14 protein-coding genes are annotated in these 12,597 nt (G+C 61.7%); 7 read left to right on the plus strand and 7 right to left on the minus strand.

Annotation, left to right across the window (positions count from 1 at the left end; translation table 11 throughout):
* The first annotated feature begins 53 nt into the window (after positions 1–53).
* A complete protein-coding gene (gene uvrB, locus C7G61_RS33665) occupies positions 54–2,963 on the plus strand; it encodes an excinuclease ABC subunit UvrB (RefSeq protein WP_108522010.1) in 2,910 nt (969 codons plus the stop codon).
* A 371-nt stretch (positions 2,964–3,334) separates the two neighbouring features.
* Positions 3,335–3,523, plus strand: coding sequence for a hypothetical protein (locus C7G61_RS33670; protein WP_108522011.1), 189 nt, complete (start codon positions 3,335–3,337; stop codon positions 3,521–3,523).
* 174 nt (positions 3,524–3,697) lie between these two features.
* On the opposite strand, the gene C7G61_RS45060 is transcribed toward C7G61_RS33670, so the two are convergent.
* From C7G61_RS45060 to C7G61_RS33680, 4 genes are all read right to left on the minus strand, one after another.
* Positions 3,698–3,874 (minus strand): hypothetical protein, encoded by a 177-nt coding sequence (locus C7G61_RS45060; RefSeq protein WP_171985690.1) that lies wholly within the window; start codon positions 3,872–3,874, stop codon positions 3,698–3,700.
* Positions 3,875–4,162: 288 nt separating this feature from the next.
* Positions 4,163–5,149 carry a transporter substrate-binding domain-containing protein gene (locus tag C7G61_RS33675; RefSeq protein ID WP_244608585.1) on the minus strand — a complete coding sequence of 329 codons (987 nt, stop codon included), beginning with the start codon at positions 5,147–5,149 and terminating at the stop codon, positions 4,163–4,165.
* Positions 5,150–5,960: 811 nt separating this feature from the next.
* Positions 5,961–6,128: an acyl-CoA-like ligand-binding transcription factor gene (locus tag C7G61_RS47595; protein WP_420836811.1), complete on the minus strand. Its 168-nt coding sequence runs from the start codon at positions 6,126–6,128 to the stop codon at positions 5,961–5,963.
* Between the two features lie 800 nt (positions 6,129–6,928).
* Complete coding sequence (locus C7G61_RS33680) at positions 6,929–7,108, minus strand: hypothetical protein (RefSeq protein ID WP_190242089.1); 180 nt, start codon at positions 7,106–7,108, stop codon at positions 6,929–6,931.
* Positions 7,109–7,439: 331 nt separating this feature from the next.
* Between C7G61_RS33680 and C7G61_RS33685 the strand changes: the two genes are divergently transcribed.
* The 5 genes from C7G61_RS33685 (at position 7,440) to C7G61_RS33705 (ending at position 10,678) form a co-directional block, all read left to right on the plus strand.
* Positions 7,440–7,889, plus strand: a complete 450-nt coding sequence (locus C7G61_RS33685) for a nuclear transport factor 2 family protein (RefSeq protein WP_108522012.1) — start codon at positions 7,440–7,442, stop codon at positions 7,887–7,889.
* 155 nt (positions 7,890–8,044) lie between these two features.
* Positions 8,045–8,311 carry a hypothetical protein gene (locus tag C7G61_RS33690; RefSeq protein ID WP_108522076.1) on the plus strand — a complete coding sequence of 89 codons (267 nt, stop codon included), beginning with the start codon at positions 8,045–8,047 and terminating at the stop codon, positions 8,309–8,311.
* Between the two features lie 183 nt (positions 8,312–8,494).
* Complete coding sequence (locus C7G61_RS33695; RefSeq protein ID WP_108522013.1) at positions 8,495–8,929, plus strand: nuclear transport factor 2 family protein; 435 nt, start codon at positions 8,495–8,497, stop codon at positions 8,927–8,929.
* A 275-nt stretch (positions 8,930–9,204) separates the two neighbouring features.
* Positions 9,205–10,080: a hypothetical protein gene (locus C7G61_RS33700; RefSeq protein ID WP_108522077.1), complete on the plus strand. Its 876-nt coding sequence runs from the start codon at positions 9,205–9,207 to the stop codon at positions 10,078–10,080.
* A 181-nt stretch (positions 10,081–10,261) separates the two neighbouring features.
* On the plus strand, positions 10,262–10,678 hold the full coding sequence (locus C7G61_RS33705) for a hypothetical protein (RefSeq protein ID WP_108522014.1): 417 nt from the start codon (positions 10,262–10,264) through the stop codon (positions 10,676–10,678).
* Positions 10,679–11,021: 343 nt separating this feature from the next.
* Here C7G61_RS33705 and C7G61_RS45070 read toward each other — a convergent pair whose 3' ends face one another.
* The 3 genes from C7G61_RS45070 to C7G61_RS33715 all read right to left on the minus strand — a co-directional run bounded on the left by C7G61_RS45070 (position 11,022) and on the right by C7G61_RS33715 (position 12,412).
* Positions 11,022–11,168 (minus strand): hypothetical protein, encoded by a 147-nt coding sequence (locus C7G61_RS45070; protein WP_190242096.1) that lies wholly within the window; start codon positions 11,166–11,168, stop codon positions 11,022–11,024.
* A gap of 303 nt (positions 11,169–11,471) precedes the next feature.
* On the minus strand, positions 11,472–11,951 hold the full coding sequence (locus tag C7G61_RS33710) for a MaoC family dehydratase (protein WP_108522015.1): 480 nt from the start codon (positions 11,949–11,951) through the stop codon (positions 11,472–11,474).
* Positions 11,952–11,953: 2 nt separating this feature from the next.
* Positions 11,954–12,412, minus strand: a complete 459-nt coding sequence (locus C7G61_RS33715; protein ID WP_190242095.1) for a MaoC family dehydratase — start codon at positions 12,410–12,412, stop codon at positions 11,954–11,956.
* Positions 12,413–12,597: the final 185 nt, after the last annotated feature.

Consider the following 12,597-nt stretch of genomic DNA (forward strand, 5'->3'; position numbering starts at 1 on the left):
GCGCGAGGCCGTTTACCCTTTTCTCGCTGGCTGACTCATCCCATATTCGCCGCATGGCGAAGAAACCCGACACCCCCAAAAAATCAGGCAAAACCCCGAAATCCAAAGCCCATCGGCCGGACGTGCAGCCGATCGGGCCGGCGCTCGCCGAACTGCTCAATCCCGCGATCAACCGCGGCGATGCCGGCATGGGCTCGGGCACCGGCCTGCAGCCGCCGCCGGACAATTCGTGGGACCGCCGCGCCGGCGGCGAGGCCGCAGCGCATCGCGCGCGGGCCTCGACCAAAGGGACGAGCGATGACGTCGCGAAACGCGATGCGTCCAGCCAAGGTCTCGAAGAGGCCCCGCAAGCCAATTACGGCACCTCGGCGACCATCCCGACGCTCGACCCAGAACTCGCGCGCCAGCTCGGCCTGCCGACGGCGGAGGACGACGACGAGGCGCTGGCCCGTCCGCCGCGCAACAAGATGGAGGCGCTCGGCGTCAAGGCGACCGCCGACGCGCTGGAGAATCTGATCCGCGACGGCCGCCCGGAATTCAAGGGCGATGGCGGCCAGCTGAAGGTCTGGACGCCGCATCGGCCGCCGCGCCCGGAAAAGTCCGAAGGCGGCGTGCGTTTCGTGATCAAGTCCGAATACGAGCCGAAGGGCGACCAGCCGACCGCGATCGCCGAACTGGTCGAAGGCATCAACCGCAACGACCGCACGCAGGTGCTGCTCGGCGTCACCGGCTCGGGCAAAACCTACACCATGGCCAAGGTGATCGAGGCCACGCAACGCCCCGCCATCATCCTGGCGCCGAACAAGACGCTGGCCGCCCAGCTCTATGGCGAGTTCAAGAGCTTCTTCCCCGACAACGCGGTGGAGTATTTCGTCAGCTATTACGACTACTACCAGCCCGAGGCCTACGTCCCGCGCACCGACACCTACATCGAAAAAGACTCGTCCATCAACGAGCAGATCGACCGCATGCGCCACTCGGCGACGCGCGCGCTCCTGGAGCGCGACGACGTCATCATCGTGGCTTCGGTCTCCTGCATCTACGGTATCGGCTCGGTCGAGACCTATACCGCGATGACATTTGCCCTGAAGAAGGGCGAGCGCATCGACCAGCGGCAGTTGATCGCCGACCTCGTCGCCCTGCAATACAAGCGCACCCAGGCCGACTTTACCCGCGGCACCTTTCGCGTCCGTGGCGACGTCATCGACATCTTCCCGGCGCACTATGAAGACCGCGCCTGGCGCGTGAACCTGTTCGGCGACACCGTGGAGAATATCGAGGAGTTCGATCCGCTCACCGGCCACAAGCAGGACGATCTCGAATTCATCAAGATCTACGCCAACTCGCACTATGTGACGCCGCGCCCGACACTGGTGCAGGCGATCAAGTCGATCAAGAGCGAATTGAAGCTGCGGCTCGACGAACTCAACAACCAGGGCCGCCTGCTGGAAGCGCAGCGGCTGGAGCAGCGCACCACCTTCGATCTGGAAATGATGGAGGCGACGGGTTCGTGCGCCGGCATCGAAAACTATTCGCGCTATCTTACGGGCCGCCGCCCGGGCGAGCCGCCGCCGACGCTGTTCGAATACGTGCCCGACAACGCGCTGGTGTTCGCCGACGAAAGCCACGTCACCGTGCCCCAGATCGGCGGCATGTTCAAAGGCGACTTCCGCCGCAAGGCGACGCTCGCCGAATACGGTTTCCGCCTGCCCTCCTGCATGGACAACCGTCCGCTGCGGTTCGAGGAATGGGACATGATGCGCCCGCAATCGGTCGCGGTGTCGGCGACCCCGAGCGGCTGGGAGCTGAACGAAAGCGGCGGCGTGTTCGTCGAGCAGGTGATCCGTCCCACCGGCCTGATCGATCCACCCGTGCACATCCGCCCGGCGCGCACGCAAGTCGACGATCTCGTCGGCGAGGTCCGTGCCACTGCGCAGGCCGGTTATCGCAGCCTGATCACGGTTCTCACAAAGCGCATGGCGGAAGACCTCACCGAATATTTGCACGAGCAGGGCATTCGCGTGCGCTACATGCACAGCGATATCGACACCATCGAGCGCATCGAGATTATCAGGGATCTGCGCCTCGGCGCGTTCGACGCGCTGGTCGGCATCAACCTCTTGCGCGAAGGCCTCGACATTCCCGAATGCGCGCTGGTCGCGATCCTCGATGCCGACAAGGAAGGCTTTCTGCGCAGCGAGACCTCGCTGATCCAGACCATCGGCCGCGCCGCGCGCAACGTCGACGGCAAGGTGATCCTCTACGCCGACCAGATGACCGGCTCGATGGAGCGCGCCATCGCCGAGACTGACCGCCGCCGCGAGAAGCAGGTCGAGTACAACACGGCGCACGGCATCACGCCGGAGAGCATCAAGAAGTCGATCGGCGACATCATGAACTCTGTCTACGAGCGCGACCACGTGCTGGTCGAGATCGGCGACGGCGGCATGGCCGACGATGTCATCTCCATCGGCCACAATTTCGAGGCGGTGTTGTCCGACCTCGAAACCCGCATGCGGGAAGCCGCCGCCGATCTGAATTTCGAAGAAGCCGCGAGACTCCGCGACGAAGTCAAACGCCTCCGCGCGACAGAGATGGCTGTCGTCGACGATCCCACCGCCAAACAGCGCGCGGTGCAAGGCAAGGCCGGCGCCTACGCGGGGACGAAGAAATACGGCGAGGCGGCGAATTTGCCGGTCAGCGCGATGAAGAAGAAGAGCGTGTCTTCGGCGATCAAGGCCAGCGGCGGTGGCGGTTCAAAGGTCCACAAGCCTCATCTCGACGAAATGCACGGTCCGGAGTCACTGCCTTTCCGCCCCGGCGGCGCCAAACCGAGCAAGTCCGAGACCGGCAGCAAAATCTTCCAGCCAACCGACTCCCGCCAATCCGGCCCCGAATTCGGCCCTGCGCCGCGATCGAGCGGCGGCGCGCCGGGACATCGCGGTGGGTGGAAGAAACGGTAGTTACTGTCCGCGGGGCGTGTACCCCATCAATCCGGTTGTGAGTCAGACGGACAGAACGATGCAAATTGACCGCAGGGCATTGTCCGACAGACTCGCTGTCTTCCCTCGCCTGGGTTTGGCCAACCGGCCGACCCCGCTCGAGCCGATGAAGCGACTGATGGCTCATCTCGGCGGAAGCAAAACAAGGGCGAAAGGATGCTTGGCGCGCTAGAAGCGGTTGCGCGACGTCCGTTGCAAGAACTGTCGCATCGAAAGTCGGCTTTAGAACAATCTAGCGCTTCTTCGGCCTGATCAGCTGATCATGGACGTTCTTCGCCTAGATTCAGTTCGCTCCTTGCATCGGCGACAGGCTTCGGATCGAGGAGAATGCCATGCCCGAAGCACAAAGCGACATTGACTATACTGTTGATATCCGCAGACACGAGACGACATTTCGTGCGAATACGCCCAAGGGAGAGGAATTCCTCGGCGGCGTTGACCTCACCATGTCCAATGAAGAAGCACATACATTCATACAGGATGCCCGGACGGCAGGGCTGACGGTCAAATCGTCTTTCTAACGACTTCGCATTGGTTTCGGCCGATCTACCCTGATTTGCTGGATTCCCCCAGACCTTTACGGAGGGACGCTTACGGCTCGCCTGATCATCCGCTGGCTGTGGTGTCGCTTGGATCGCGATACTGCCGGCCGTTTGACGTAACGTGCGTGGAGGATCTATCACGAGGAGTATGGGCTAATAGGTTAGGACAAGCAGGCGTTGCACAATCGCGCCTAAGCAAACGAGCACCACCAGCAATTTGAGGAGGTTTGCCAATCGGCCGTCGGTAGCAAACTTGTCGATGGCCCAAAAACAGATTGCGCCCACGACCACAATGATCAGAACGCCAATTAGAACTGAAATGATCGCCATGAGTAATCCTTGGACTTGCTGCTGCCGGGCGCAGCATCCCGAGGCACCGGCCGGGCGTCAAGGGCAAGTCGTGCTAGTTTCGTTGAATTGAGACTACAAATTCGGGAGCTCCTGCTGGCTGGCTCGTGCCATCAGTTATCCATCAGCGTGCCGATAAGCCCTAGTAGCGCCTGGTGCTCTCAAGAGATCGCGCCGCGCGGTGACTGTCGCAAGCGGCGGAATGGCGCCTTTCCACTCGCACAGCCTGCGGAACTTGAGATAACGCTGAAAGCGGGTCGCAACGGTCAGTTAGGGAGATCGTGCATTTCCAAGGGTTTGGAATAGCGTTTGTCGCCACCAATCGCTTTCGATCTGATCGAGCACGGCGAGATCGAGCATAGGCCGCAAGGTACTGCCCTTCGGCAGCACGATTGCATAGCTCTCGCTGCTGAAGCTGGTGTCGACAACACGAACCGAGGCCGAGAAATCCTTCCGGACGGTCCAGGTCAGAAGCGGTTTGTCATGGACGAAGGCATCGATCGCGCCGCGGCTCAATGCAGATAGGCCGCTTTGAGGGTCCGGAAATGCTCGAAAGGAAAGTTGCTGACGAGTTAGGTAGTCGGTTGTCGCAGAGTTCGCGACAGCGCCGACGCGCACGGATCGTAAGTCGTTGAAGCCGTGAACGGCGCCTTCGAGCCCTCGGCGCGTGAGGGTGGAGGTGATACCTGCGGTGAACACGGCTACAGCGATGATGGAAGCGATCATCCACCCGATTGCGACGATTCGCCCTGGAAGAGTCGCTGGCGCATTCTGAGCAGCTCCCGCCTGTGTCATGGCGATAGTCGACCACCAGAAGCTGGAGCCGAGCCCTTTGGCTCCTCCGCCGAAATGTTCCGTTTTCCCGCGTTCCAGTAGCCAAATGAGGAAGCCGACCGCCATCGCAAAACAAAGCAGTACGGCGACAGCCTGGAAGAAGCCGAAGGAAAGAAGTGCCCGCCCGATCGATACCCAGGCGCTTTCATTGATGGGCACCGCAATCCCAAGCCCGGTGTTGTAGAAGGGTTGCGTAAAATCGACGCTGCGTGCGCGCCCAGCGGTCACAGTTACTGCCGCGACACCGGCGTCGAGGGTGCCCTTCGCGACGTCATCCAGCAGATCCTGCACGTTCTGGGTCTCGACCAGGCGAAAGCGCAGATGCGCTCCAGCAGCGATTTTTCTCCAAAGTTCGATGCTGATACCGCCCCAGCTCCCATCCGGCTGCTTCATCGCGAAGGGCGGGGCCTCCTTGGTCGCCACTACCAATTCTCTGTCAGGGACTGTGCCTTGGGCTCGAACGGCGTTGCAGTCGAGCGCAAGCATCGCCAGCGACAGAACGCATAGCAGGAGCGGTCGAAGTGACGAAATCGCTGGTTCGCCTTGAGAGGCCCGATCTCGCCGCGCTAAACGGCTAAGGGCTTCCGGAGCGAAATCCAGCCCGTCGGAAGCGCCACGGTGTGGGACTGCCGGAGATTCCTCGAACGAACTCATAGCGGACCCTAACTTATTACGTATTGGAGATCGGCCGACGGAAGCATTGCTATTTGGCGGCATTTCGTCATCAGGCGGAGCGCCGACCAGCTCGGCCCGATGCGGAACCGACGCGCCGGAACGAGGTCAAGCTTTCGAGAAACGGTGACGCGGTGAATATCGGCTTCAACGTACGCTCAACCCGCCCCTCCGCCGACCCATAGCAGACCAATTCAACTGTTCCTTGGGAACTCGTCGCACCTATGGCCGGCGTATCCCCGCAGCCCTTGAAGAAAGGATGGCGCACCTTGCTCTCGGCTGATCTGGCCGGTACTCGATCTCGGCGAGCAGCTCGGGCTCTGCCCAGTGCCCTTATGGGCAATGCCGACCTGTATCGACGCGAGTGCTTTAACAGCAGCTACGGATTAACATGCCACGTATCCTTCTCGCTTCTCTTGCATTGCTCGCGATCACCTTGGTGCTTTGCTTCATGCGACACACCACGGCGCGCACGCAAATTCGCATTGCGGCTTTTGGACCGAGATTGAGGCAGGGCTGTCGTGTCGCTAGTTAGGCAGGTGTCCAATCGATCGGTGGCCAATCAGATCTCGGCTTTCAAATTCTTGAAAGCATCCTGAATGTATTTGGCCAGCGGGCGCTTGCCGTCCTGCTCGATCCACGCGTCGACGGCGAGCCGCATCGCGCCAAGTGATGCCATGGCAAGGAGCCGCAGCCTCTCGCGCCGCGTACGCCTCTTTCGCGAGAACACTACTACCGATTGCGTTGCCTGCCGGGCAAATCACACATGGCTTGGTCCAGTCCTCGTCGCGAAAATAATTCGCTTCGCGGTTACCCCAAATCACCCCTACAACTCCCGCCATCCCGCACCCGCTAGAGGGGCGTATCGCGATCGTCACGGACGTTGGGTGCGGGATGCGATGGACGCGGCAGCGTCGGGCGCGAACGGGATCGCAGGGCGGGCTTCGGCTTGTGAGCGAGCAACGGCGCGCAGACGACCGGCGCTTAAACGCCTTCGCCAGAATTTTGGTCGGCAGCACATGAGCCGGTCGAAGCGTTTTGGTGAGGGAAGCCGCGGACGGCAAAGGCGTGTGGTTCTGGCACCCGTGGCTGGTGTCAAGCTGATGGAGATTTGTCGAGCCCAACCGGGTGTCGGCCAATCGCCAATCCGTCAGCGACGGTGGCAAGAGGAATTCGTCGCCGGGAAGAGCGCGCTATAAGCCGTAACACCATTGCGCAGGGAAGGCCGGGTGTTCCGGCGCACCTTGCAGTCACCCATGTGCATTTTGTGCGCACGACTGCGGGTGCTGAGGGCACCCGGCTTTCCCTGCGCCCTCTTCGTTTTTCGAGGGCATCGCCGATCGCATGACTTCGGGCGCGTCGCGCCGCGAGAATGCGAAGGTGTGTCTTCTTGTAGGATGGGTAGAGCGAAGCGAAACCCATCGAGCGCTGCGTCCATCACGATTGATGGGTATCGCTTCGCTCCACCCATCCTACGGTTCTAGCTGTTTGACATTCGAATCCGAAATCGCAGCCGCGCCATTGCCCACCTCACCCGGACCGGCGGTTGCTCGTATTCTGCGTCAGATTGCCGTGCGCGGCCTGTTCGCGGATGTTGTTCTTCTCGTCGTCGCGATGGCCCTTAGTGGTGTCGAGGGGAACGCTGGGCGCGCTGCCTGGGCCCTTGTGGCTCTGGTTGTCCTCGGGGATGGGCGGAACGGTCTTCGTCATCATGGTCTCCGTTATCAACGGAAGCAACGCCGGCCGTGGAGGGATCGTTCCCAGAACGGTTGCATGCAACGGCGCATGCATTGTCGCCGGCCGCAAAAAGCCATGCCACCGATTTCGGCGGCTCGGTGATCTTCGAAAAGGACGGCCCCACCGGAAGCGGAGTTCGGCAAGCAATAAGATACCGCGCCCCTTCCCGCCGCGCGGCCCGTAGCAGTGAACCATTTCGAAACCATCGCGACAGATACTTTAGTTCCTTTGGCTGATACTTCTGCCGTTCCGTTCACAATGGGTCTGGCCGCAAGCGCGGGATCGAGCACAGGTAGGTGGGCGAATGACCGAGGGATCAAATCGTCAGCACGTGCTGGATTTCCTCAACGTCCTGTATTCCGGCGATGTCGAGGCCGCGCTGGAGCGCTGCACCGACGACATCGAATTCCTCGCCAACGCCCCGATCGACATCCTGCCGCACATGGGCCATCGCCGCGGCAAGGCCGAAATGCGCGAGATGTGGAATGCAGTGCGCGCCCGCTATTCCGAGCTGCGCTGCGAGGTGCCGATGCTGGTCACCGAGAACGACAAGGCGTCCGCGTTCATCCGCGTGTTCTTCCGCAAGAACATCAATCAGCGCATGGTGCAGTTCGACATCGCCGGCTTCTACACGCTGCGCAACGGCAAGATCAGCCATATCAGGGAAGTCATCGATACCTTCGATCTGGTCCAGCAACTGCTCGAACGCGATATCGCCGCGATCCTGACCGGCAGGCGGCCGGACCCGATCTAGCGTCTACGCACTCCGTCATTCCGGGGCGATGCGTAGCATCGAACCCGGAATGACAGATGAAATGCGGAACGCTTCGCCGGATATTCCAAACGCCATTGAACCTCACCGCGCCGGCCGTGACACACCACAAGGCTGTTTCCGGACACGAAGAACGTATGAAGATCGCATTGCTGGCCTTGCTTGGTTTGGCGTTGGGGACCTTGGGAGGCGCGGCACTGGGCATCGGGGCCGGCCTCGCCTGGGTGGAAATCTTCAAAACCACGAGTTTTGAAGGCTATAGCGGGATGCTGGTGTTCTTCACCTTCATGCCGCTGGGGGCCGCGATCGGCGGTATCGGCGGCGCCCTGCTGTTCGGCATCATCGCCATTCGCGACGCCGAAATCGCCATCGAGCGGCAGCCGGTGCGCGGTCATGACCGTTAAGTGATCGGCAAACGGCCGGAAACGCCGCATTTGTGCAATGCAAAAACGGCAATTGCGTTTTGGCCGTGGTCCTCTATTTGTAGCTGCAACAGTGAAGTTCAGCATTTCGGCCCGGCGTCGATGAAGACGCCCATTTGGGCGCGACTGCTGTTTTGAAAATCCAGTTTCAAGGACCAAACCAAAATGACAGAGCATAGTCTCTGGCGTTTTTCGCGCGCGTTGCATCGCGCGATCAATGAACGCCAGCCAGCCGATCTCGAAGCCCTGCTCGACGAGGATGTCGACTGGGCGATCTTTGGCCCGATCGACATGTACCCGTTCTTCGGCTCGCGCCGCGGCAAGGCGGCCGTGATCGATGTGGTCAGGCAGATCGCCGACAACTTCCGCGTCCACCGCTTCGACCGCGAATCGATCATGCTGGGCGTGGATTCGGCCGCCTCGATGATGCGCTATTCGCTGACCGCGCTGGATTCGAACAAGCCGATCTCCTTGCGGATCGCCCATTTCGCCCAGTTCAGGGCCGGCCGCCTGACCAACTTCCGCGTGCTGGTCGACACCTTCGATCTGGTCGAGCAGACCGTGGGCTATCCGATCCACCTGCCGCGGATGGCGGTCTAGCTCACGCCAATCGATTCCAATCGTCATGCCCGGGCGCGCAAATCGCATCTTCGCGCCCGGGCATCCACGTCTTCCTTCGCCAGCCCCAAGGGGGCGTGGATGGCCGGGTCATCTGGCGCTGTGACGCGCTGTGCCCGGCCATGACGTTCGCGTGAAGCGAGCAGGATCGTTGCACCCGCCATAATTTCGCGACAGAGCGAACGCATTCTGGGCGCGACTTGGAATGCGGGCGGGCAATGATTCCCAAAATGCGATTTGGCTGGGCACGGCTGCCAATGCTGGCGGCCGGCATCACTTTGACTTCGATACTGGCGGCAGCGGCACAAACGCCGCCGGCGGACGACGATCCGGACATGCCTGAGGTGGAAGAGACCGAGGCGGCTCCCAGCGTCAACGACGTCGACATCATGAAGGACATCGACGTCAGCAAGCTCGACTGGAGCCTGCTCGATGTCGATGTGTCGATCCTGACCGGTCCGGCGCCGAAGGGAAGCGGCGCGTCGAAAGCCGCTGCCAGCGTGGATGCCGCGTGGTCCGCCAATGAAAGAACGAACGGCACCTCCGCGGTGTCGGTCAAGCAATCCATCACGCCGTTCTGGGATACGCGGATCGGCGCCGACATGACGGTCGCACGGCAAGGCACGGCGACGACGTCTGAACAGCTCTCGGAAAAACTCGCCAATGGCGGCAGCCTGCCGCAATCGTCCGGCACCGCCTGGGCGGCGATCACGGCCCCCGGCGTCGCCTCGATTTGGGACAAGACCTCGGTCGAAGCCCGCGTCGATCCCGGATCCGAGCAGAGCAGGCTCGGCACCTCCTTGAGCAAATCGCTGCCGCTCAGCGAGCAGTATTCGGTGACCCTGAAGAACGACTACAATTTGATCCAGCAGGGCATCGTGCCGGTGCCCGGCATCGTCAGCCATCCGGCCCGCAGCTATGAGACCGATCAATCCGCGAGGCTCAGCATCACCGACACCGGCACCAGCCTGATCGCCGGGCAGACCCTGTCGACCTCGGACGACAAATGGCTGCGCAAGGTCGGCGCCGAGCAGAAGCTGTTCGACGGCGTCACCATCTCGGGCTCGATCGGCGAAACGCCGTCCGGCGCCGCCAACAAGAGCCTCAGCGCAGGGTTCAAACGCAGCTGGTAAGGCCCGGATTTGTCCCGATTTGACGCGTTTTCCGGCCCGAAAGAGCCGCCCCCGAGAATGATCAACCATTGCCGCAGAATGGCCAAGATGCGGCCAAAATCGGCAGCGCAGATGGGAACGCTCCACTTCGTCGTGCGGGGGACGTCCGCGCTCGCCTGAAAGCGAAACAGAGGAATTGCCGATGAACGCCACCATTCGCCCCGAACAGATTGATGAAACCCCGGAGGTCGACAACGATCTCGCCGCCGTATCAGAAGTCGAGGCCGGCATCCGCGAATTCGTTCGCAACGACATCGCCTATCTGCGCCGCCCCGCGGTCGCCCCGGACACCGCGCCGCTCGATCCGAACGCGGAAGCCACCGTCAACAACGTCAATTCGCTGATCCAGCGGGTCGCCGGTACCTCGCTTGCGGAAATCGAGAAGCTGATTTCCGAACTCGAAAGCCTCCGCGACCTGCTGCATGCCGAAGGCCAGCGCGTCCAGCGCGAAATCTCCGGCTATGCCCAGCTCAGCCAGGCCGCGATGAAGTCGACGCGCATGATCTCCGACAACGTCACGCAGTGGAAGCGCGCCGCCGACGGTCTGCGCAACAGCTAAGCGCGATCGTTGCAAAAATCTAACACTCCGCCGCGTTCCGTATGGGAGCGCGGCGGTTTTGTTTGGCTGTGCTCGATCTGAACTTTATAAACACGCTCGCGTCCAAAGACGGATGTCGTCACGTGACGGCAGGCACCTTTTGGGGACACTACCTGCGATGCAAAACGTTCAGCCAGACAACATGAATTCAATGCCGCTGAGGCAATCGTCGCACAGCATGGGCACGATCGTGATCCGCTTCGTCGGACTGCTGACGCTTGCGGTCGTGGCAATGACGCTGATCTGGAGCCGCTGAACTTCTTCAGCGCTCTTGGCTATCAGATCATGGCTATCCGATCCGCAACTACTGGCGGACGAACGCGGTGTCCTCGATCGTGTAGACACCGTCGGCGTAGCTTTTCACCACCATCGTGGCGGTCAGCATCACCGCCATCGTGACGGTTGCGAAAATAAAGCCGACGAATTTCAGGCTGCCGCGATCTGCCATCATCATCCCCTCGGTACTTCCCCTGAGACGCATTTGGCAGGCAGAAAGTTCAAAATGCGTTAGCAAATAATCCGTTCCGTGGAGTCATGGATTACGAGGTGCTAACGGCACAATTCGCTAACCAAGTTGCCGCGGGTAGGCACGTAGGCACGTAGCCCGGATGGAGCGAAGCGCAATCCGGGAACGCCGGTGATGCCCGGTGAGACCGGCCCCGAATTTCGCGGAGCCTGTCATCACTGTGCGAGCGCAATTGCGCTCGTCGCGGGGCGCGCATTCGCGCGACCCGTTGGCTCCTCCGGGCTACAATTAACCCGGACTCCGGCGCGGCACGAAGGCGGTGGCGAGGAACGAGAACACCACCTCGCCACGCTGGTTGGTGCCGGTATTGCGGGCCTGCAGGATGCCCCATTCGGGGCGCTTCTCCGAAGTCCGCCTGGTTTCGACCTGGTTGGAGAAGCGGATCGTGTCGCCGGCCAGCACCGGCTTGATCCAGCGCAATTCACGAAAGCCCGGCGAGGGCCCCCACACCGCGACCTTCTCGCCGCGTGCGACAGCCTCGGCCGTCAAGCGCTTGCCGTCGGCGACCAGGAGCTTCATGCAGACCGCGGCGACGTGCCAACCCGATGCAGCCAGTCCCCCGAACAGGGATTTGCGTCCTTCCTCCTCATCGAGGTGAAAGCGCTGCGGGTCGAACTGGGCGGCAAACTTCTTGATGTCGTCGGCGGCGAAGGTGAACGAGCCGAACTCGCGCCGCGCGCCGATCTCGATGTCTTCGAAGAAACGCATCGCTACCTCGCCCCCGCCTCAGTGCGCCGGCGCACGATGATCGGCGACTCCATCTCGCACAGCACCACGCCGGCCGCGTTGCGGATCGCCCCCTTGAAGGTCACGATGCCGGTCTCGGGACGGCTCTTCGAAATCCTGGCCTCCGCGACGTCGACATCCAGCGTCAGGTCGTCGCCCGGTCGGAGCGGCGCCAGCCAGCGCATCTCGTTGACACCAGGCGAGCCGAGCGAGGCGGTACGGCCGATAAAGCCATCAAACAGCATCCGCATCATGATCGAGCCGAGATGCCAGCCCGAACCGGACAGCCCCTTCAGCATCGACGCCTTGGCCGCCTCCTCGTCCAGATGCATCGGCTGCGGATCGAATTCGGCGGCAAAGGCCAAAATCTCCTCGCGCGTGACGTGGCGCGGTCCGTACGTGCCGAAATGGCCGGGCGTGAAGTCTTCAAAGGTCAGCGTTATCATCTATCGGAGATTTGCATTGAGGATTACGGGAGGGAAGCCTGAATGTGGCCGTTATTTGCGGCAATCTCAACCCGCCCACCCGCATGGCTCGTTCGCCAGAGGCGAGTACCGCCTCCGGCGCTCATCCCTGACTTGCCCGAAGCAGTTTTCGGGTCTAGCCCTGTGCCATCTGGGACCAGGTT

The organism is Bradyrhizobium algeriense (assembly GCF_003062295.1).
Classification (GTDB): Bacteria; Pseudomonadota; Alphaproteobacteria; order Rhizobiales; family Xanthobacteraceae; genus Bradyrhizobium; species Bradyrhizobium algeriense.

What these genes read in the sequence shown, in the direction of transcription:
- uvrB (WP_108522010.1), top strand. Translation starts at nt 54, where the DNA reads ATGGCGAAGAAACCCGACACCCCCAAAAAATCAGGCAAAACCCCGAAA.
- C7G61_RS33670 (WP_108522011.1), top strand. Translation starts at nt 3,335, where the DNA reads ATGCCCGAAGCACAAAGCGACATTGACTATACTGTTGATATCCGCAGA.
- C7G61_RS45060 (WP_171985690.1), bottom strand. Translation starts at nt 3,874, where the DNA reads ATGGCGATCATTTCAGTTCTAATTGGCGTTCTGATCATTGTGGTCGTG.
- C7G61_RS33680 (WP_190242089.1), bottom strand. Translation starts at nt 7,108, where the DNA reads ATGACGAAGACCGTTCCGCCCATCCCCGAGGACAACCAGAGCCACAAG.
- C7G61_RS33685 (WP_108522012.1), top strand. Translation starts at nt 7,440, where the DNA reads ATGACCGAGGGATCAAATCGTCAGCACGTGCTGGATTTCCTCAACGTC.
- C7G61_RS33690 (WP_108522076.1), top strand. Translation starts at nt 8,045, where the DNA reads ATGAAGATCGCATTGCTGGCCTTGCTTGGTTTGGCGTTGGGGACCTTG.
- C7G61_RS33695 (WP_108522013.1), top strand. Translation starts at nt 8,495, where the DNA reads ATGACAGAGCATAGTCTCTGGCGTTTTTCGCGCGCGTTGCATCGCGCG.
- C7G61_RS33700 (WP_108522077.1), top strand. Translation starts at nt 9,205, where the DNA reads ATGCTGGCGGCCGGCATCACTTTGACTTCGATACTGGCGGCAGCGGCA.
- C7G61_RS33705 (WP_108522014.1), top strand. Translation starts at nt 10,262, where the DNA reads ATGAACGCCACCATTCGCCCCGAACAGATTGATGAAACCCCGGAGGTC.
- C7G61_RS45070 (WP_190242096.1), bottom strand. Translation starts at nt 11,168, where the DNA reads ATGATGGCAGATCGCGGCAGCCTGAAATTCGTCGGCTTTATTTTCGCA.
- C7G61_RS33710 (WP_108522015.1), bottom strand. Translation starts at nt 11,951, where the DNA reads ATGCGTTTCTTCGAAGACATCGAGATCGGCGCGCGGCGCGAGTTCGGC.